23 protein-coding genes are annotated in these 18,523 nt (G+C 67.6%); 7 read left to right on the forward strand and 16 right to left on the reverse strand.

What is annotated here, in order from left to right; translation table 11 throughout:
* Nucleotides 1-382: 382 nt before the first annotated feature.
* The 4 genes from ACIQUC_RS00005 to ACIQUC_RS00020 are packed head-to-tail and all read right to left on the reverse strand — an operon-like array spanning nucleotide 383 to nucleotide 3,955.
* A complete protein-coding gene (locus tag ACIQUC_RS00005) occupies nucleotides 383-1,009 on the reverse strand; it encodes a response regulator (RefSeq protein ID WP_402261771.1) in 627 nt (208 codons plus the stop codon).
* Nucleotides 1,006-2,205, reverse strand: a complete 1,200-nt coding sequence (locus tag ACIQUC_RS00010) for a sensor histidine kinase (RefSeq protein WP_402261774.1) — start codon at nucleotides 2,203-2,205, stop codon at nucleotides 1,006-1,008. The genes ACIQUC_RS00005 and ACIQUC_RS00010 overlap by 4 nt, the downstream gene beginning before the upstream one ends.
* A 53-nt stretch (nucleotides 2,206-2,258) precedes the next feature.
* Nucleotides 2,259-3,074, reverse strand: a complete 816-nt coding sequence (locus tag ACIQUC_RS00015; RefSeq protein WP_402261777.1) for an ABC transporter permease — start codon at nucleotides 3,072-3,074, stop codon at nucleotides 2,259-2,261.
* 41 nt (nucleotides 3,075-3,115) lie between these two features.
* Complete coding sequence (locus ACIQUC_RS00020; RefSeq protein WP_402261780.1) at nucleotides 3,116-3,955, reverse strand: ABC transporter ATP-binding protein; 840 nt, start codon at nucleotides 3,953-3,955, stop codon at nucleotides 3,116-3,118.
* A gap of 290 nt (nucleotides 3,956-4,245) precedes the next feature.
* On the opposite strand from ACIQUC_RS00020, the gene ACIQUC_RS00025 reads away from it, so the two are divergent.
* From ACIQUC_RS00025 to ACIQUC_RS00040, 4 genes are all read left to right on the forward strand, one after another.
* A complete protein-coding gene (locus tag ACIQUC_RS00025) occupies nucleotides 4,246-4,716 on the forward strand; it encodes a hypothetical protein (protein WP_402261783.1) in 471 nt (156 codons plus the stop codon).
* Between the two features lie 100 nt (nucleotides 4,717-4,816).
* Nucleotides 4,817-5,209 carry a hypothetical protein gene (locus ACIQUC_RS00030; RefSeq protein ID WP_402261786.1) on the forward strand — a complete coding sequence of 131 codons (393 nt, stop codon included), beginning with the start codon at nucleotides 4,817-4,819 and terminating at the stop codon, nucleotides 5,207-5,209.
* Nucleotides 5,206-5,868: a hypothetical protein gene (locus ACIQUC_RS00035; protein ID WP_402261789.1), complete on the forward strand. Its 663-nt coding sequence runs from the start codon at nucleotides 5,206-5,208 to the stop codon at nucleotides 5,866-5,868. The genes ACIQUC_RS00030 and ACIQUC_RS00035 overlap by 4 nt, the downstream gene beginning before the upstream one ends.
* A gap of 139 nt (nucleotides 5,869-6,007) precedes the next feature.
* Nucleotides 6,008-6,940 carry an NADP-dependent oxidoreductase gene (locus tag ACIQUC_RS00040; protein WP_402261792.1) on the forward strand — a complete coding sequence of 311 codons (933 nt, stop codon included), beginning with the start codon at nucleotides 6,008-6,010 and terminating at the stop codon, nucleotides 6,938-6,940.
* Between the two features lie 83 nt (nucleotides 6,941-7,023).
* Here ACIQUC_RS00040 and ACIQUC_RS00045 read toward each other — a convergent pair whose 3' ends face one another.
* The 10 genes from ACIQUC_RS00045 to ACIQUC_RS00090 form a co-directional block, all read right to left on the reverse strand.
* Nucleotides 7,024-7,200: a hypothetical protein gene (locus ACIQUC_RS00045; RefSeq protein WP_402261795.1), complete on the reverse strand. Its 177-nt coding sequence runs from the start codon at nucleotides 7,198-7,200 to the stop codon at nucleotides 7,024-7,026.
* Complete coding sequence (locus ACIQUC_RS00050) at nucleotides 7,197-7,325, reverse strand: hypothetical protein (protein ID WP_402261798.1); 129 nt, start codon at nucleotides 7,323-7,325, stop codon at nucleotides 7,197-7,199. Before ACIQUC_RS00050 ends, ACIQUC_RS00045 begins: the two co-directional genes overlap by 4 nt.
* A 271-nt stretch (nucleotides 7,326-7,596) precedes the next feature.
* Nucleotides 7,597-8,172: a hypothetical protein gene (locus ACIQUC_RS00055; RefSeq protein ID WP_402261801.1), complete on the reverse strand. Its 576-nt coding sequence runs from the start codon at nucleotides 8,170-8,172 to the stop codon at nucleotides 7,597-7,599.
* Nucleotides 8,169-8,948: a hypothetical protein gene (locus ACIQUC_RS00060; RefSeq protein ID WP_402261803.1), complete on the reverse strand. Its 780-nt coding sequence runs from the start codon at nucleotides 8,946-8,948 to the stop codon at nucleotides 8,169-8,171. The genes ACIQUC_RS00055 and ACIQUC_RS00060 overlap by 4 nt, the downstream gene beginning before the upstream one ends.
* On the reverse strand, nucleotides 8,831-9,310 hold the full coding sequence (locus ACIQUC_RS00065) for a hypothetical protein (protein ID WP_402261806.1): 480 nt from the start codon (nucleotides 9,308-9,310) through the stop codon (nucleotides 8,831-8,833). Before ACIQUC_RS00065 ends, ACIQUC_RS00060 begins: the two co-directional genes overlap by 118 nt.
* Nucleotides 9,307-10,500, reverse strand: a complete 1,194-nt coding sequence (locus ACIQUC_RS00070) for a putative T7SS-secreted protein (protein WP_402261809.1) — start codon at nucleotides 10,498-10,500, stop codon at nucleotides 9,307-9,309. Before ACIQUC_RS00070 ends, ACIQUC_RS00065 begins: the two co-directional genes overlap by 4 nt.
* Nucleotides 10,497-10,727, reverse strand: a complete 231-nt coding sequence (locus tag ACIQUC_RS00075) for a hypothetical protein (protein ID WP_402261812.1) — start codon at nucleotides 10,725-10,727, stop codon at nucleotides 10,497-10,499. The genes ACIQUC_RS00070 and ACIQUC_RS00075 overlap by 4 nt, the downstream gene beginning before the upstream one ends.
* Before the next feature lie 110 nt (nucleotides 10,728-10,837).
* Nucleotides 10,838-11,179 carry a hypothetical protein gene (locus tag ACIQUC_RS00080; protein ID WP_402261814.1) on the reverse strand — a complete coding sequence of 114 codons (342 nt, stop codon included), beginning with the start codon at nucleotides 11,177-11,179 and terminating at the stop codon, nucleotides 10,838-10,840.
* 318 nt (nucleotides 11,180-11,497) lie between these two features.
* A complete protein-coding gene (locus tag ACIQUC_RS00085) occupies nucleotides 11,498-12,019 on the reverse strand; it encodes a hypothetical protein (protein WP_402261817.1) in 522 nt (173 codons plus the stop codon).
* 51 nt (nucleotides 12,020-12,070) lie between these two features.
* The gene (locus ACIQUC_RS00090) at nucleotides 12,071-14,161 is read right to left on the reverse strand and encodes a UvrD-helicase domain-containing protein (protein WP_402261820.1); all 2,091 of its coding nucleotides are present in this window, start codon (nucleotides 14,159-14,161) and stop codon (nucleotides 12,071-12,073) included.
* A gap of 362 nt (nucleotides 14,162-14,523) precedes the next feature.
* Here ACIQUC_RS00090 and ACIQUC_RS00095 point away from each other — a divergent pair, with 362 nt between their 5' ends.
* The 3 genes from ACIQUC_RS00095 to ACIQUC_RS00105 all read left to right on the forward strand — a co-directional run bounded on the left by ACIQUC_RS00095 (nucleotide 14,524) and on the right by ACIQUC_RS00105 (nucleotide 17,614).
* Nucleotides 14,524-14,844 carry a nucleotide pyrophosphohydrolase gene (locus ACIQUC_RS00095; RefSeq protein ID WP_402261822.1) on the forward strand — a complete coding sequence of 107 codons (321 nt, stop codon included), beginning with the start codon at nucleotides 14,524-14,526 and terminating at the stop codon, nucleotides 14,842-14,844.
* The gene (locus ACIQUC_RS00100; protein WP_402261825.1) at nucleotides 14,831-16,564 is read left to right on the forward strand and encodes a DNA/RNA helicase domain-containing protein; all 1,734 of its coding nucleotides are present in this window, start codon (nucleotides 14,831-14,833) and stop codon (nucleotides 16,562-16,564) included. The genes ACIQUC_RS00095 and ACIQUC_RS00100 overlap by 14 nt, the downstream gene beginning before the upstream one ends.
* Nucleotides 16,565-16,822: 258 nt before the next feature.
* On the forward strand, nucleotides 16,823-17,614 hold the full coding sequence (locus tag ACIQUC_RS00105) for a hypothetical protein (RefSeq protein WP_402261828.1): 792 nt from the start codon (nucleotides 16,823-16,825) through the stop codon (nucleotides 17,612-17,614).
* On the opposite strand, the gene ACIQUC_RS00110 is transcribed toward ACIQUC_RS00105, so the two are convergent.
* Both ACIQUC_RS00110 and vsr read right to left on the reverse strand, forming a co-directional pair.
* Nucleotides 17,599-18,003 carry a (deoxy)nucleoside triphosphate pyrophosphohydrolase gene (locus tag ACIQUC_RS00110; RefSeq protein ID WP_402261830.1) on the reverse strand — a complete coding sequence of 135 codons (405 nt, stop codon included), beginning with the start codon at nucleotides 18,001-18,003 and terminating at the stop codon, nucleotides 17,599-17,601. The genes ACIQUC_RS00105 and ACIQUC_RS00110 overlap by 16 nt on opposite strands.
* A 17-nt stretch (nucleotides 18,004-18,020) precedes the next feature.
* Nucleotides 18,021-18,449 (reverse strand): DNA mismatch endonuclease Vsr, encoded by a 429-nt coding sequence (gene vsr / locus ACIQUC_RS00115; protein WP_402261833.1) that lies wholly within the window; start codon nucleotides 18,447-18,449, stop codon nucleotides 18,021-18,023.
* Nucleotides 18,450-18,523 lie beyond the last annotated feature (74 nt).

The raw sequence follows: 18,523 nt of genomic DNA on the forward strand, positions 1-18,523 counted from the left end.
AAGGGGGACCTTGTGGGAGAGTAGGACGCCGCCGGACTCAACGTTGGTAACACCAGGGAACCCCTGACCAGTACTGGTCAGGGGTTTTCTGCGTTTCCAGGCGATGTACGTTCGCCGCCAGAGCGAACCGGATCCGAGCGCGCCAGCCGGATTCTGGTCGGGCTCGTGCAGGAGCCGTGGTGGCCTGCCAGATAGCGGGGGTCGTCGTCCGGGACGGGCAGCGTGGTGTGCACCGGATTGTTCTGCGGGAGTTGACCGTTCTGGTTCGCGATCGTCGGCGATCGCGAACCAGAACGGTCACTCGTGCAGCACGAAGGGCGGACCCCGTCGGAGTGCACGCGTCAGCCCCGCTGGAGGAGGTGGGGGAGGAGCAGGGGCGGAGTCAGCGGAGGAGGCCGAGCTCCATCGCCCGGGTCACGGCGCGCGTGCGGTCGTTGACGCCGAGCTTCTCGAACACGTGCCCGAGGTGCGTCTTCACGGTGGTCTCGCTGAGGAAGAGGGTGCGGCCGATCGCCGGGTTCGAATTGCCCTGCGCGACGAGCTGCAGGACCTCGAGCTCGCGCGGCGACAGGGACGGACCGGGAGCGGGCTTGCCCGTCGTGCGGCGCACCAGGGCGGCCGCGGCCGAGGGGGCGAGTGCCGTCTCACCGCGGGCCGTGGCGCGGAGGCCCGCGAGGATCTCCGACTGCGGCGCCGCCTTCAGCAGGTAGCCGGCGGCCCCTGCTTCGATCGCGGCGAGGATCTGGTCGTCGGACTCGTACGTCGTGAGGATGAGCACCCGGACGTCCGGCGCCCGGGCGAGGATCCGGGCGGTCGCGTCGTCGCCGTTCAGCCCCGGCATCCGCAGGTCCATCAGGACGACGTCCGGTCGTTCGGCCAGCGTGACCGCCACGGCGGCCTCGCCGTCGCTCGCCTGCCCGACCACCTCGACGTCGTCGGCGTCCTGCAGCAGCGCGACGATGCCGGCGCGCACGATCGGGTGGTCATCGGCGACGACGACGCGGATCACCGGGTCACCTCGGACACGGGCTGGGGGACCGCCCGAGAGCGCGGTTCGGCCGCGCTGGGCAGCGTCACCTCGACGACGGTGCCGCGTCCGACCGCGCTGGCGATCGTGCAGGTACCGCCGGCGAGGGCGAGCCGTTCGCGCAGCCCGCGGAGTCCGTGCCCGGCCGTCGGGCGGGAGGCGTCGAAGCCCGCGCCGTCGTCGGTGATCCGCAGGCCGACCCGGTCGGCGGCCACGTGCAGTGCGATCCGCGCCGAGGCTGCGTGGGCGTGCGCGCGGACGTTGGCCAATGCCTCCTGGGCGGTGCGGAGCAGCACCACCTGCGCATCGCGGTCGAGGGCGCAGTCCGCCGCGTCGACGGTGACCGGGACGCCGGTCTCGCGCGTGAAGCGTTCGCCGAGTCGGTGCAGGGCGGCTCCGAGCCCGTCGCCAGCGACCCCGGCGGCACCGGCCGCGACGAGGGTACGGGACTCTTCGAGGGCGGCGCGTGCCGACTCCTCGAGGACGGTGAGGCGTTCGTCGAGCCGGCCGACGCGGTCGGCGGCGAGGTCGCCACGGGCGCGTTCGGTGAGCATGACGATGCCGGCGAGGTTCTGCGCGACGGTGTCGTGGATCTCGCGGGCGAGGCGTTCGCGTTCGCTCGTCACGCCCGCGGCGCGGTTCGCCTCGGCCAGGGAGTCCTGCGTCGCGCGGAGCTCGTCGATGAGTCGGCGTCGTTCGTCGGAGAGCTCGGCGATGCGCGTGATCCAGAGGCCGAGCGCGCAGGCACCCGCGATGCTCACCCCTTCGATGAGGACCGTGCTCACGAGGCCGCTCGGACCGCTGGCGATCTGCAGGCCGATGCCCGCGGCGACGCCGATCGCCACGGACACCGCCACCGAGGTGCGGACGCGGTCGAGCTGGCACCACGCCACCGGGAAGAGGATGCACTGGATGAACGCGGTGCTCGGCACGACTGCGGGCAGGACCAGCGCCGCGAGGACCAGCAGCGGGACGAAGCCGGCGGCCGCACGGCGGTCCTCGTAGCCGCGCCACCCGAACGCCCAGTACGCGACCGCCAGCACGCCGAGCATCGCGAACGCCGGCCACCGGACGGACCACGGCGACCACCCGAGCACGGCGATCACCGCGACGAGGGCGACCGTGACGCCGAACGCCACGTGGAGCCCCCAGTTCCGGTGCGCGGTGATGCGGTCCATCGCCCCAGCATCCCACCCTCCGGCGGCTCCTCGGGAGTTCTCCACAGGGGACATCACGCGTCCTTGCGGTTCCACCGGAATGTCAGCAGGCAGGCCACCGCGCCCACGACCAGCCATGCTGCCAGGACGAGGGCTCCGAGGCCGAGGTGCCACGCGCCTCCCGGCTCGGCCGACGCGAACGCGTCGGGCAGGAAGACCGACCGCATGCCGGACGCCATCCACCGCAGGGGGAAGACGGACGCGACGTTCTGGAGCCAGTCGGGGAGCTGGGTGAAGGGCAGGTACACGCCGGAGATGAACTGCAGGACGAGCACCACGGGGACGATCGTCGCGGTGGCACGTCGGCCCTCGCGGGGGAGCGCCGAGATCGCGATGCCGAGCACGCAGCTCGTCGCGACGCCGAGGAGCATGATGCCGGCGAAGCGTGCCCATGCACCGCCGTCGGTGGGGAGGTCCACGCCGAACACCAGGCTCGCGATCGCCAGCAGCAGGGCCGTCTGCACGATCGTGGTGACCAGCACCATGCCGATCTTGCCGATGAAGTAGCTCACCACCGGCAGCGGGGTGCCGCCCAGGCGCTTCAGCGTGCCGTCGCTCCGCTCACCGGCGATGTCGACGCCGAGGGACTGGGTGCCCGAGAGCAGGATGCCCGTCGCGACGAGGCCCGGCAGGTAGTACGTGGCGTAGTCCACGCTGACGTTCGGACCGGCCTGGATGTCGGGCGCGCTGCTGAACGCCACGGAGAACAGCGCGAGCATGACGATCGGGAAGAGGAAGGTGAAGAAGACGGCGTCGGGCGCGCGGAAGTACGAGCGGAGCTCGTAGCCGATGCGGGCGGCGCCGATGCTGACGGGGTTCGTTGCGGTCATCGTGTTGGCCTTGTCGGTCGTGTTGGCTGTCGTCGCGGTGCTCATCTGTGGCCGACCATTCCGAGGTAGACGTCCTCGAGGGACGGGCGGATGACTTCCAGGTCGTGCATGGGCGATGTCGTGCTCCTGACCAGACCTGCCGGGTCGATGGTGCGTTCGTCGTGCCCCTGGCCCGCGTCGTCGCGCCAGCGCACTCGGGGCGTCCGGGCCTCGGCGCCGCCGATCTCGTCGATCGGGGCGATGTCGAGCAGGGTCCCGTCCGCGATCACCGCCGCGCGGTCCGCGAGGTGCGCGGCCTCGTCGAGGTAGTGCGTGGTGAGGAGGATCGTCGTGCCCTCGCGCTTCACCTCGTCGATGAGGTCCCAGAACTGCCGGCGGGCCTCGGGGTCGAAGCCCGTGGTCGGCTCGTCGAGGAACAGGACCTCGGGGCGCCCGATGATCCCGAGGGCGACGTCGACGCGGCGCCGCTGACCACCGCTCAGACGGCTGATGCGGGTGTTGCGCTGCGACTGGAGCCCCGTCTTCTCGAGGAGTTCCTCGACGCTGCGGTGGCGCGGGTAGAACGTCGTGAAGTGCCGGAGCTGCTCGGCGACGGTGACGTTCGGCGACTCGGCGCTGGTCTGCAGGACGATGCCGATGCGTGCGTTGTGACTGCGGCTCGTGCGGGCCGGATCGTGGCCGAGCACCCGGACCTCGCCGCCCGTGCGGGTGCGGTAGCCCTCGAGGATCTCGACCGTCGTGGTCTTGCCGGCACCGTTCGGGCCGAGCAGGGCGAAGGTCTCGCCGCGGGGGATGTCGAACGACACGTCGGCCACCGCGCGCTTGCCGGTGGCGTACTGCTTCGTGAGGTGGTGGACCTCGATGGCGGGGGATTCGGGCATGGGTCCAGCGTGGCCCTCGGCGGGGCGCGGGGGATCGGCGGGTCCGGTCGTCCGGCATCCTCCGATCGGAGGATGGTGCGTCGGACGGGAGGCGCGGGTCGGCCGGGTCCTGCCTCCGGTTGTCGGCAGGCTGGTTGCGTTCGACAACGGGTGTGATATGTTGCCGGTAGGGGGCGTCGCGGAGGGCGCGACGACGGTGAGGGGGAGACGATGGCTGATCTGCGGGTCTCGTACAGTGCGCTCGACGGCGTGCAGCGCGCCTTGGACTCTGCGTCGATGCCGTGAACCGCTTGTCCAGTTCGTTCCTCGGGTTCGTCGCCGTGGTCGGCCTGCTCACGACGGCGACGGCCTGTGCTTCGAACGGGGGAGACGAGATGCAACCAGATGAGGCGAAGCAGAATGCCGTGGCGTTCCTGCGAGAGACGATGGACCACGAGCCGCTCGCATGGCCCGGGGTTCCGGATCCAGTCGCCACGCGGTGCTCCGACGGGGAGGACGGAGTCCGGTTCCAGTACCTCGTGATGATCGACCAGAAGACCGATCCGAAGGAACTCGCTACTTCGTTCGAGGAGTTCTGGAGGAGGAAGGGGCTCGACGTCCGACCCTCGCACGAAGACTTCGGGAAGTACGGAGTCGCCTATTCGGCAACCGCGCGTGCAGACGGGAAGCCTTGGGGATCGTTCCAGTTCAGTCAGCGTGGCATCAGCCTCTACGTCGACTCCCAGTGCGCCGAGGGCTCGCCGGACGACTACGACGAATGACGTGGGTGTTGTGAGCAGCCCGAGCCGAGCCCTCGTGGCGCTCGCCGGCGCGACCACCCTCGTGCTCGCGGGGTGCAGCACGGCAGGAGCGGGACGAGCAATGACGATCGAAGAGGCACAGGCAGGAGCGATCGTGGAACTCCGATCCACGCTCGCGTTGGCTCCGGACAAGTGGCCGCAAGGGGTGCCGAGGGCAGCCGCGTACGACTGTCGGATCGACGGGGAACGGGCCGTGCAGTTCGGCTACTACGTCGAGGTGGACGCGCCGGACGATCCCCGGACGCTCGTGGCACAGGCAGGTCAGCACTGGGAGCGCGAGGGCTACGAGTTGTCGAAGACCCAGACGGAGATGGACACAGCAACCGGTCAGGTCTACGCCGTGGTGGCGCGAGCCAACGGCAAGCCCCGTGCTTCGATGACGGCCACCAAGGTCCGCGCGCACGTCAACGTCGACTCGCGCTGCGTCCTGGGCGACCCGGACGAGTACCGGTGACGATCAACTCTTCCTGGGGTTCCACGAATGACGGCGGAGCGGCCGCCGGGCCACAGATCACGGCGATCGTCATCGGCCTGCTCGCCACCATCCCGGCGCTCATCGCCGGGATCCGAGCGCTCCGTGATCGAGTCCTCGAGGTGGCCGCATCGGGAGCGACGGTGGTGGCGGGCGTCGGGTTCGTCGTCGTCGTGCTGCTCGTCGTCGTGCCGGCGTTCGGCGTCCTGCCGCTAGCCGCGCGTGACGCGGACGCGTACCAGGAACAGCAGCGGCTGGACGAGCTCGACGACATCGACGCCGGATTCGGGCCCGGATCGGCCGAGGAAGTGGGTCAGAAGATGCAGGAGTGCGTCGACGATGCGCTGCGCTTGCTCGAAGTGGCGCCGAGCACGGCGCGGACGACCACCTGGTCCACGAGCGGCACGACGGCCGCGGGCAATACCTGTCGGGCCTTCCACGAGCGCATCCGGCTCGGGGAGCAGGTCGACCGTTCGAGCACCGCGGAGCGCTTGCGAACGGCGTGGAAGGCGAGGGGCGATCACGCCAGCTTCTTCGAGCGAAACGGCGTCCTCGAGCTCAGCGTCCACCCCGCCGACGCCACTATCTCGTGGATCAGGGCTGACAACCAGCTCATCGTCGAGAGCGACTGCATCCCGTAGGCGGCGCCCTGACGAACGCCGCCGGGGAGGCGCGGGTCGGCGGTGATCCGTGCCTCCCGTCGGACGGCTGGTGCGTCCCGATCCTCGTCGCCGGTCCGCTCGCTGAGTGCGGATGGACGACGTCCGGTAGACCGGACGGGTGAAGGTCGTCGGAGTCGAACAGTTCGGAGGGCCCCAGGCCCTCGCCGTCCACGAGGTCCCGGAGCCGCACGCCGGCGCAGGGTCGGTGCGCATCCGGGTGCAGGCGTTCGCCGTGAACCCCACTGACACTGGCGTCCGCGCCGGGGAGCGGGACTCGTCCGAGGCGTCACCGCCCTACGTGCCGGGGATGGACGCGGCCGGGGTCATCGACGAGGTCGGGCCCGACGTCTCCGGGTGGGAGGTCGGCGACGAGGTCATGGCGATCGCGCTGCCGCTCACCGCCCACGGTGGTGCGTACGTCGAGGAGCTCGTCGCGCCGGTCGGGTCGTTCACGGGGATCCCTCGGGGGATGTCGCTCCCGCTCGCGTCCACCGTGCCGATGAACGGCTTGACGGCGTTGCAGATCATCTCGAGGGCGGGGCTCGCTCCCGGGCAGACGCTCGCCGTGACCGGGGCTGCCGGGTTGCTCGGTAACTACGTCGTGCAGCTCGCCGTCGCTGCTGGGCTCACCGTCATCGCGGACGCCGCGCCGGCGGACGAGGCGCTTGTACGCTCGCTCGGGCCGACGCACATCGTGGCGCGCGGGGACGGGTTCGCTGGTGCGGTGCGAGCGCTCATGCCGGACGGGGTCGATGCGCTCGCCGATGCCGCGGTGCAGCGGGACGCGGTGGTGGACGCCGTGCGGGACGGGGGAGTGTTCCTCGACGTGCGGGGGTGGGGCGGGAATGGTGCTCGCGGCATCCGATTCGAACAGGTCATGGTGTTCTCGGAGTACCGGTCGTTCGACAAGCTCGAGCAGCTGCGGCACGCGGTGGAGAGCGGGACGGTGACGCCGCGGGTGGCGGAGGTGCTGCCGGCCTCTCGGGCTGCGGAGGCGCATGAGCGGCTCGAGGCTAGGGGGACTCGGGGGCGGTTCGTGTTGACGTGGTGAAGTGAGGACAGCGTGATGGTCGGGAGGAGCGATGCCGGCTAGTTCCATGTCTCTCGCTGTTCAGCGGTGGCGTTGACCTTCGCTCATTCGTAGTCGGCGATGTCGCCAGCGCCGCACGCCGACTGCTCGACCAAGCTGACCATGCCGTCTCGTGCCTGCTCGGCGTCCATCTCGCTCCCTTTCGGTTGTTGCGCACATCCAGCCAGCAGCACCGAAGTACTCACCAAGGCCAGGATCGCTGTCGCGGTGCGTGTGCTCACCGGTCGCTGAGCGTCCCGGTGGTCGCGCGGGCGATGTTGTCGAGCGACTCAGTGTTCTTGTCGAAGTACCCGTACTGGCCGGCGTGATCGGTCGCGTTGTTCCAGATCGGATCGTGACGATTCACGCCGTTCATCGTCGGGTCATGCGGAAGACCAGCTGTCGGCAAGGAGGTCGCGCCGAACGCGGGGCTGGCTGGATCTCGGCGAGTCATGCTGAAAGCCTGCCCGATTCCTCGCTCAGTGCACGACGCCGACCAGGTTGCCGTTCCCGGCGGGGGTCGCCGCGATCACGGCGTTCTGCTCGGGAGGGCCGCTGTCGCTGGTTACCTGCTCCCGAGGACCACCGAGCAGCGATCATCGCAGCCGCACGGGTCGGCTTCGATGATGCGGGGATCCTCAGCCGATGACGGTGATGCCGTCGATGAACGCATCGATCTCGGGTTCCACGACGGCGAGGTTCTGCGGGTAGTTCGCGACGGTCGAGATCCGGACGTCCGTCCCGCCCGATTGGAAGACCCACACCACGGCAACCTGTTCGCCGCCCTCGCCGTCGTCGGTCGAGAACGTCCCCCGGCTGCCGACGCCGAGGCCCTTGGCCGTGTGGGGGCGCACCTCGTCGGGCTGGCGCAAGCCGGCAGCATCTCCGAGTCGCAGTAGATCGGCCACCGCCTGTTGAGCATCGCTGCTTGCCTCGATCGGCAAGACCTGCAGCGTCAAGAACGGACCGCCGACCTGACGAAGGAACAGGTAGAGCGCTGCTTCTCCGGGGTTCGGCATCGTCGCAAAGCGTTCCAGAGCGGCGCGCAGCCAAGCGCGGTGCTCTCGTGTCGTTCGCGGCGAACGATTCTCGATGGTACGAGCGGCCGCCTTCGCCCATCGAGCAGCGCTCCGACCGAACTCGTCGTTCGGCCAGACGCGCGGGATGAACGTCCACGCGTCCGGGTCGTGCTGGAAGGAGAGGTCGCCGTTCATCTCGACATCGTCCCATCCGGTTCGACGACCAGGTGCGCGCCGTCGTTCGTGCGCCACTGCACTGAGGCGCACATCGCGTCGAAGAGGACACCGAGCGCTTCGACGACCATCTGCTCGCCAGCGATGTCATCCTCGTGTTCGGGCGCTTTGGCCGCGCTGGCAACGGTGAGACGCAGCATGAGCAACAAGTCCGAACGCTGCGGAATCCTCGTCAGGACCACTCGTGCTCCGATGCTTCGGGCATGCTGCGGGAGGGAATCGGGAGCAGCTGGCTCGTGCTCCCACCAGCGGACTGCGGGAGCACCAGCCACCTGGAGCATCTGTCCTCGATGCTTGGCGAGTTGCGCGAGGAGCAATTCATCCAGATCTCCGCTCGGGGCGGAGTCGACCTCGACGGCTGCGACGACAACGCTGCAGGAGATGTCCGTGCCGGGAATCCCGCCCGCTGGAACGTACGAATCAAGGACGAGTCCCAAGGTGTCTGCCTGCAGCGTCTCCCTGAGCTGCGAACCGACTTCGGTCGTCCAACCTCCGTCCGGGGCGCCGGCACTGAGCACTTCATTGACTGCGGTTTCGGCGGCGATCGTAGGGTCCGTACGCCCTGCAAGGCGAACCCATCCGGCGGGTACCGCGATGCTGTACCGCTCAGGAGTGCGCGTCACTTCGCCGCCGCAAACCCATTCGTGGCGCTGCGGTTCACCACAGCGCTCGCGACGAAAGCCACCACCGAAAAGATGGCGAGTGCGATTCCACACCAGAGCAACGAGTGTGGCCAAGCTTCGACTCCTGGGAACCGTGTTCCGAACACTGACGTCACGAAGGCGCCGAATGCCAGCGCGATCCCGACAACCGGAGTTCCGCGGAGGATGCTCCGATCGTTCCACACGAGGCTGCCGATGAGTCCGACGAGCGCGACGAGCGTCACCACCCAGTAGGGCCATGCCGGTGGTACGGGATCGGGCCACCCGGAATGCTGCTGCCACATGTCGTCGGCGTTGATTCGTTCCGGGAGCACGGTGAGCAAGTAGATCCCAGTCGCCAGGACGACGAACGCTGGCAGCGCAACGGCCACGCGAACGAGGATGCTGACAGGATGCCACATGTGATCCGAACGGCTCATCGTCGAGTCATCGCTCACCACGCTGTACCCAACCTCGGGCTCCAACGCCAGTCGAGGGTATCCGTGAGTCCCAACGCACCCGCGGAGGTCGATGTCATGCCGAAGGTGAAGTTGAACGCGCTCCACGCACGAGCTCTCCCTGCGAGTTGGTTGAGTCGGACAGCGTCACCGACGACCTGCCCGGGAACGGACCGCGCCGTGTAGTTCATGACCTGTGCGATGTCGGGATCACCGAACGCGCGGATCAGCGATCTGTCGCCGAGCTTCGGCCGCGAGCGGGCGAACGTCCGACGCACGGCAGCCATCATCGCGCGTGGGCGGTTGCTGTTGGCTGCCAGTTCGAAGCCCCGGGTCGACAGCACACCCTTGGCCTCCGCCGACATCGCCTTCGCGGCTGCGGATCCCGCACCGAAGGTGAAGCAACCTGCGATCGAGAGCACTGCGTTCGTCCACGAACCGGTTCCCGCGGCCGCGCGGGCTGTATCGACAGCAGCGCCGAGCGCCATCACGCCCACGGCGATTGCCGCGACGATTGCGAGAGGCGGGAAGATCAGGGAGACCAGCGCGAGGCCAGCACCGATGTATCCGAGGTAGTCGCTCACCTTCGACAGCCAGGCGTCGTTCTCCTTCATCCAGTGCTGGAAGACGTTCCAGGCGTTGTCGTGCAAGCCGTCTTCGGTCGCGTCGTCAATGCGTGCGATCGCGATGTCCGCTGCGCGGTCGCGATCACGACGTGCGTCTTCGAGAGCAGCCGTTGCTCGGGCAGCATCTGCTCGGAGTGAGGCGGCGCGCTCCTGCTGCGCTGTCGCCTGATCCTGGAAGTGTTGCAGGTCGTCAGGACTCGTTGTTTGCTCCGCAAGCGCGCTGTAGTGCCGATCGAGGCGTTCAGCCGACTCCAACTCGTCCGCCGTCGCGGCGTTGGACGCGGCAGCGCGCTCCGCGTCGTCGATCGCTGTCTCGAGTGCGGCAGCGTAGTCGACGAGAGCATCTCCGGTGTCCTGGTAGCGCCCCTCTGCCTTGCGGAGCTTCGTCGCCAGGTCCCCGGCCTTCTTCACGAACGCGTCGATGGCGTCACTCGATGTGCCAGCGGTGTCCATGCGCGAGAGCGTGTCGGAGGCGCTGCGGATGTCGGCGGCGATCGTGCGGTAGTGATCGGCCATTGCCCGCACCGCCGACGGATCGCCCTCGATTTGCTGCGCGGGGCTCACTGCGCATCTCCCGCGATCGACTTGGCGAGTTCACGTTCGGACTTGTCGAACGCCTCGTCCAACTTCGAGGCCGTGTCCGCCAGGCCCGCGATCGCTTCACTCAACTGATCACGCATGCCGTCCCACCCGCTCGAGAATGACCTGATCCGGTCAGCGAGAGCCGCATGACCGACCGCGTCAGCGGCCGTGCCTGAGTGCTTGTCTGCATGGTCGAACTCGGACTTCACCGCCCGCAGCTCGCTCCAGAGCGAGTGCAGCGCCGTGCTGTCGTACTGAAGTGTTCCCCGCGACACTGTAGATCTTCCCCTCATGATCGATCGTTGACGACGAACAGAGCCTAGCAGCAACTGACATATCGGTCGGAGCATGAGGTGGCCGTCCGCTGCCGGTGAGGACAGATCGGTGTCGTGCGCCCTGTCGGACGAGCTCGGCTGCGCGGTCTCCGGTTGTGGCAGCGCTCCGTCAGCGCCACCATCGCGCACGACAGGTCCTGCGCCTCGTCGACGATCACAGCGTCGTACCGCTCGAACGGCACCGACGCGATCGCATCGCGCGCGAGCAGGACGATGTCCTCCCAGTCGTGTGCGCGCCGCTCAAGCAGCCCGCGCGAGTACGCCTCGTAGCGGTCCCACACCGCCTGCCGCGTCTCGACGGGCAGCGCGTGCTTGCGCCCCGACACGCGACAGATCGGCGTACTGCTCGAAGCGCGTCAGACCGCGGCCCTTGATGACGTGCTTGATCTCGTCCTCCCAGTAGGAGCGCGAGAAACGCGAGGACCGCAACGGACTGGAGGCGCGGATCGCGTTCCAGGAGTCGTCGAACGCGAGTCGCGCCTCCCGTGCGGGTGCACGGAAGCTGATCCCGCGTTCCTTCAGCGGGCGCGTTGCGAACCTGTGAGCGCTGAGGCGCCGTCATGGTGACCGTGCCCATGTCTTCGGGTGCTGCTCGCTCGTTGCTGCGCGCGAAGTGCCTCGGGATGGTGTGGTGAGGTGACCGCTCAGGCAGCCACGACTCCTCGCCCTGCGACGTACTTCCACCGCTTGCCGAGCGCGTCCGTGAAGGACATGGAGACCAGAGTCCATCGATCGACGACGGTGAAGGGTCTCATGCCCATGTCGTTTCGCTCCAGCTCGGAACAACCGGAGAGCAGCGACCAGGCACGCGCCTTGTGCTCGCGCTTCGTCGGGTAGATCCACTCGGCGTAGGACTGGCCCGGAGGGCAGACCTTGGCGGAGAACGTCACTTCCTTCTCGCCGTTCATCACCGCAGTGGCTTCGACCTCGTGGATCACGGCGTCCGAAGCGTTGCGGATGACGAGGACGTTCTTCCAGTGCGACTTGTCGCTCTGGTCGAGGTTTGAGAAGACGAACGAGACCCACGCGCTGACGCGCGCCGCCTCTCGCTCGTCCCGGTCACTTCTGGCTGCGCGGTCAGCACGCTGCGCGATCAGCAGGCTGCAGATGGAGATGGCGAGGGTCACCGCCACCCCGAACCACGCTGCGAGTGCCTCATTGCTCATGGAATCCCCCGTGACTTGATTGGTACAGGCTTCGGCAACCTATACGAAATATCAGACATTTGCGAGTGAGCCCAACCACAGGCCGGCGCGCGCGCGGGTCATGCCGACGTCCAGCTCGCGGCGCTCACGAGCCGCGACGAACTCGGTGTCGGGCGCCTCGGCCAGCAGCTTCGCCGCCACGTGGGGGAGGAGTACCTGCTTGAACTCGAGGCCCTTCGCCCGCTTGATCGTCCCGACCCGCACGTGGTCGGTGTGCTTGCCGGCGTAGTTCTTGAGCGACACCGATGGCACCCCGGCTGCGTCGAGGACGGCCCGCACCTTGTCTGCCTGCGGATTGGTGGCGGTCAGGATGCCGATGTCGCCGCGCCCGGTCCCGATGAGCCGCAGGACCTCTTCGACCCGAGCGAGCAGGGCAGCATCGTGGTCGGCTCGACTCGTGAAGTGGTGGACTCCGGGTTCCTCACCGGAGCGCGTCACCGCGGACACCGTGTCGCCGGCACCATCGACGCCTTCGATGTCGACGAACTGGTCGTCCGCGACCATCTGCTTCGCGAAGTCGAGGATCTCGGCCGTGTTCCGATGGTTCACGTCGAGGACGACGCCGCGTCCCGCGAGGTTGACCCCCACCTCACCGAGGGTGTAGCCGCCGGGGTAGATCGTCTGTTGGCCGTCACCGATCAGCGTCAATCCGTCCGGACGATCGCCGATCACCGCGTGCAGCAGCGAGACCATCGCACACGAGAGGTCCTGCGCTTCGTCCACGATCACCGCGCTGTACCGGTCGAGCGGCATCTGCCGGACGGCGTCGCGAGCAAGGAGCACAACATCCTCGAAGTCGCACACCCCTCGCTCCCGCAGATTCGCCGCGTAGCGCTCGTACAGGTCCCAGACGGCCTGCCGCACCTCCACCGGGAGGGCGTGTCTCCGACCCACGCGGGCGAGATCGGCGTACTCGTCGAAGCGTGTGAGCCCGCGGCCCTTGATGACGTGGGCGATCTCTTCTTCCCAGTAGCGGCGCGTGAAACGCGCCGCGCGCAGTGGACTGGAGGCGCTGATCAGGTTCCATGCGTCGGCGAACGCACGCTGGGCCTCCAGGGCGTCGATGCGGAACACGACCCCGCGTTCCTTCAGGAGCTGACTGGCGAACGCGTGGACGCCCACGAAGTCGACAAGGCCCATCACGTCGGGGGCGAGCCGCTCGAGCAGTGACTCGAGGACGGCGGGAAGGGTGCGGATGTAGGTGGTGAAGAGGACGCGGCCGCCGGTCGAGCGTGCGAGGTAGGCCGCGCGGTGGAGGCCGACGACGGTCTTGCCGGTGCCGGCGGCACCGCGGATGCGCGCCGGACCGTTGAAACTGCGGCGGACGAGCTTCGCCTGGGCGGGGTCGAGGAAGGCCATCCAGTCCTCGATGGGGGCCTCGAGGACACCGTCGAGGAGCTGGTCCGTGAGCTCGTCGTTGAACGTGGCGATCGTCGTCGCGCACGGTGGCGTCGGCGCGGGGTCGCGGGGCAGGACGGCTGCGGGGACGACGATCTGCGGCGGTGTCGCTGCGTCCTCGCCGATCACGGGGAAGCGGGTGAGCATCGCGGCGAGGATCTCGTCGACGCGTGATGCGGAGAGCCGGGCGCCGCGCTTCGTGATGTGGCCGACGAGGTCGTGCGTGCCGATGACGTCGACGGAGGCGACGCGCGCGTGCATGCGCTTCTGGCCGGCGAGTGCTGCGACGGCGTGGACCTCGCCGGGTGCGAGGCCGATGTCCGCGAGGGCGGCCTCGGTGCTGTACGCGAGGTCGGCGAGGCGGGCGATGTCGTCGGTGACGTCTTCCTGGCCGCGGGTGATGCGGTCGCCGTGGACCGCGACCTCGCGCCAGGCCTTCGTGTCGACGATGAAGACGCCGGCGCGGCCGACGACGACCATGTCGACCTGGGCAGTGCGGCTGCCGGGCCAGCGGCGGTCGGCGAGGAGGTGGTAGCCGATGCCGGCGAGTGGGGCGAGGAGTTGGGCGGTCTCGCTCTCGGTGCGTTCGGCGATCTCGAAGCGGGCTGCTCGTTGTTCGGCGTCGTGTGCCTGGCGGCGGAGCTCCTGTGCGTGGCTGCGTTGGCGGCGTGCTTCGACACCTGCCGATTCCCCGGCGATCGTCATGGTGTTGTCCCTCGGGGAGTCCCTGGTCCTCGGTGCCGCTCGTCGTCCCCGGGACGAGCGGTGTTGAACCATCCTCGTGGGTGGGGAGAGTGGGCGGGAGTACCCGTTGTGGGGGCGATTGAAGGCGTGTCAGTAGTCGCGTGGTGGGCATGCGGTTCGGAATCGACGGGTTTGCTGACACCGTCCCCTGGCCTGGTGACTTGTTGCTGGGGTGCCAGAAGAGCTCGGCTGTGCTTCTCGGACCAAAGTTGTTCGTCGGCGTCAGTGTCGGTCGCGCCATCTCACCGTGCCGATTCCTGGTCCTTCCAGAGCGGTCCTTGTGTTGAAGCCGTCCCGATCGATCTGACTGCTAGCGTGCCCGCATGGCGGATGAGCGGCTACGAGACGAACTACGGCGTTTCGTGGCGGAGCGCGAGTGGGCTCAATTCCACTCGCCGGAGAACTTGGCGAAGAGCATCGCGATCGAAGCTGCGGAGCTCCTCGAGTGCTACCAGTGGTCAGGCGACGCGGACGCCCATCGAGTCAGCGACGAACTCGCTGACGTCCTGACGTACTGCCATCTACTCGCGGATCGTTTGGGGCTTGAGCCGACAAAGATCGTCCGCGACAAACTGGAGATCACCAGAAAGAAGTACCCGGTCGAGACAGCCCGCGGGCGCAGCGTGAAGCATGACCGCCTCTGAGATCGCCGTCCTCGACTTCACTGCAACTTCGCTCGGCGCGTTCGCGGAGATCGAGCCTCGAACGGTGAACTGGCCAGTGGTCTACGTGATCGACGACGAGGACGCCGGCCGTGCGTACGTCGGGGAGACGCTGAACACCAGCGGGCGCATGCGGCAGCACCTCCGCGCCCGCGGTGGCCTGCTCCAGCGCGTGCGCCTCATCATCGACGAGACCTTCAACAAGTCCGTCTGCCTCGATCTCGAATCTCAACTGATCGCTTGGTTGAATGCGGATCAGAAGTACCAGTTGCTCAACAGCAACGCTGGGATCGTGGGCGCCCAGTACTACGACCGAAATTCATACCAAGAGACCTTCAGGAGGATCTTCGCGCAACTTCGCGAGGACGGTCTCTTCGAGCAGTCGCTCGAAGACCTCGAGAACAGTGAGATCTTCAAACTCTCTCCGTTCAAGGCCCTCAACGCGGATCAGACTCGGGTTGTGCTGCGTGTGGTGGAGGACCTCTTCCACGACGTCGAGAACAGAGTGAGTGAGACCGTGGTCGTCCGTGGCGAGCCGGGTACGGGAAAAACTGTACTCGGGGTCTACCTCATCAAGCTCCTCAGAGACATCATCGACGGAACGGACTTTGACGGTGAGCGCGAGTCACTCTTCGCTACGTTCCTGTCGAGCGAGTACCAGGCAATCCTCGGGAAAGGCTTCCGCAGCGGGTTGGTCGTGCCGCAACAGGCGCTGCGCCGCTCACTCCAACGGGTCTTCCAGAGCACCCCCGGTCTCGCGCCGGAGATGGTGCTCTCTCCCTTCGACGTCGGGAAAGCCGACACGCGTTGGGACCTGCTCGTCGTGGATGAAGCTCATCGTCTCGGCCGACGCTCCAACCAGTCCTCCGGTGTTCAGAACCGTGACTTTTCGGAGATCAACCGGAAGCTGCTCGGTGACGATGACCCACGTCACACGCAGCTCGATTGGATCGTTGCGCAGAGCACTCATCGAGTGCTGCTCCTCGACCCTGAACAGAGCGTCCGACCCGCGGACCTCTCGGCGACATCCCAGCGTTCCCTTGTTCGGGACGCCCGCGACACCGACCGATTCCATCCCCTCACGACCCAGATGCGAGTTGCCGCTGGATCGGACTACGTCGGGTTCGTGCGGTCGGTGCTCCGTGGTGAGCGGCGTTCGCCTCCGGACCTGGGTGACTACGACCTCCGCCTGTTCGCTGACCTCGGCGAGATGCATGCCGCCATCAGGAGGATGGACCGCCGTTTCGGCCTCTCGCGCCTCGTGGCGGGATTCGCGTGGGAGTGGAAGAGCAAGAAAGACCGCGACGCCGTCGACATCGCACTCGACGGCGTCGAGCTCCAGTGGAATCGCACGGACAAGGACTGGATCACCTCGACAGGCGCCGTTGACCAAGTCGGTTCGATACACACGGTGCAGGGTTATGACCTGAACTACGCGGGGGTCATCATCGGCCCAGACATCAAGCTTGACCCGAACTCGGGGGAGATCGTGTTCAGCAGGGCGGATTACCACGACAAAAAGGGAAAGCAGAATCTGCCGAAGCTCGGCGTCGTCCTCACGGATGACGACATCCTGCGGTACGTCGCGAACGTCTACTCGGTTCTGCTGACCCGCGGTATCCGGGGAACGTACGTGTACGTCGTCGATCCACTCCTCCGGGAGCACCTCGCTCGAAGCCTCCCGTTCCGATCGGACGGCTGAGGACCGCAGCTGTTGATGTCGGGTTGAGCCCTGACTGGCTCTTTCCCCTCGGCCCCATTAGCCTCACGTGCGTTAGCAAAACGGGCGATCGGGGAAACTGTGCGGGTCTTTTGGGTCAACCAGGGACAGACCTTCGACGAAGAACGGCGTGCAGGAGTCCTTTGGGCACCGAAACGGTCCCGACCCCGCTCTGGGCAGAACGTCGGCACGCCTCGTGCGCACTGGGACCGCATGCTCGAGGCGAGACCAGACGACGTCGTGATGCACTACTCGCGCAATGCGCTTCGGGGGTGGAGTCGTGTCCTGGCGCCGGCCTTCGACGGACCCCCGCCGTTCGACGTCGCGACGCGGGCGTGGTCGGCCGACGGACGTCTCCTTCGCGTCGACCTGCAGGCACTCGAGATCCCGATAGCGCTTGCGGACATCCCCGTGGAGCTCCGGACTGATCGGGACGACACGAGTTGGCCGTTCTCGAAGAAGGGTGCGGTCAAGCAGATCTACCTGTCCGAGGTGAGTGGAGATCTCGCTGATTGGTTGTTGGACGAGGTGGGACTGCGCGTCGATGCCGCACAGGTGCCGTCTTGGCCAGTTGACATCGAGGCAATGACGGGCTTCGACTACCGGGGAGACAGGCAGGTCGTCGTCAACGTTCGCGGGGAGCAGACCCGTCTGAGACGGCGCTTGTTCGGTAGCGAGCTCCTTGCCACCTGCGCGCTGTGTGCGCGCGATCTCCCAGTCTCGTTGCTCGTGACCGCGCACATCAAACGGCGATCGGACACGACGATCGCGGAGCGGAGCCGCGAGGACATCGTGATGGCCGCGTGTTCCTTGGGATGCGATTCGATGTTCGAGCTCGGTTACGTGACCGTGGCGCGCGACGGGACAATCGAGAAGGGGCCCCGCAGAACACCCATGACCGTCGAGCTCGAACTCGCTCTGGCGGCCATCGTCGGTCGAACCTGCGGCGCGTGGAGTTCTTCAACGGAGCGGTACTTTGCGTACCACCGAAGGTGGCAGAAGGCCGCCGCTCGGCGTTACGGTCTCGGCTGATCGACGCGCAACAGGTTCACCGCGGGACGATCGGGCAGAGCCCAGTCGAGGGTAGAGAGGTCGGCCGGGGTCAGCCACTGCAACGCGTCGTGGTCCGTGCTTCCGCTTGGCTCTGCAGTCGTGAACGACACCCGGTAGCACGTGAGGTCGATCATGAGGTCTCCGACCACTGTCACATCGCGCGTGATCAGATCGCCGACCTCAGCCGCCACTCCGAGCTCTTCGCGTATCTCCCGCCTGAGGGCATCGCTTGCTCGTTCGCCGTGCTCGACCTTCCCGCCGGGGAACTCCCAGAGGCCGGCAGATGCTCGCCCGGCCGCGCGTCTGCACGCGAGGATCGTGCCGTCCTGACGAACCGCCACGGCCGCAACCACTTCTACGGTGTCCACAACTCAGGTCTACCCGGTCAGCGGTTGACGATCCATCTCCAACGGGCGAGCTCGGAATCGATCGAGTCCGCGGCCTCACTTGGGTCCTCGTGCTCCCACACCCTGACCACACGCCAGCCTTCCGAGCGGAGTACAGCGGAGTTCGCGGCATCCCTTTGACGATTGGCGAGCAACTTCCGACGCCACAGCTCCGCATTCGCCTTCGGCAGGTGGGCGTGCTCCTCGCAGTAGTGCCAGAAGCAGCCGTCCACGAAGACGGCGATCCGCGCCCGCGGGAACACGAGGTCCGGCCGCACCAGGCACCGGGCGCTGACCCGCCGGTCGACGAAGAACCGCCGACCGCGCCGATGCAGCTCACGACGCAACGACAGCTCGGGGGCCGTGTCGCGCCGACCGAAGCGAGCCATGAGCCGTCGCCGAGCGTCGTCCGCTTCCCATTCCTCCACGCCCCGATCCTCGTCGGGCGGTCAGCGTTTCGAGGATCGAGTCGCTGATCTGTGGAGCAGTGGGTCGCCGAACG

Origin of the sequence: Curtobacterium sp. NPDC098951 (assembly GCF_044759965.1) — a bacterium.
GTDB lineage: Bacteria > Actinomycetota > Actinomycetes > Actinomycetales > Microbacteriaceae > Curtobacterium.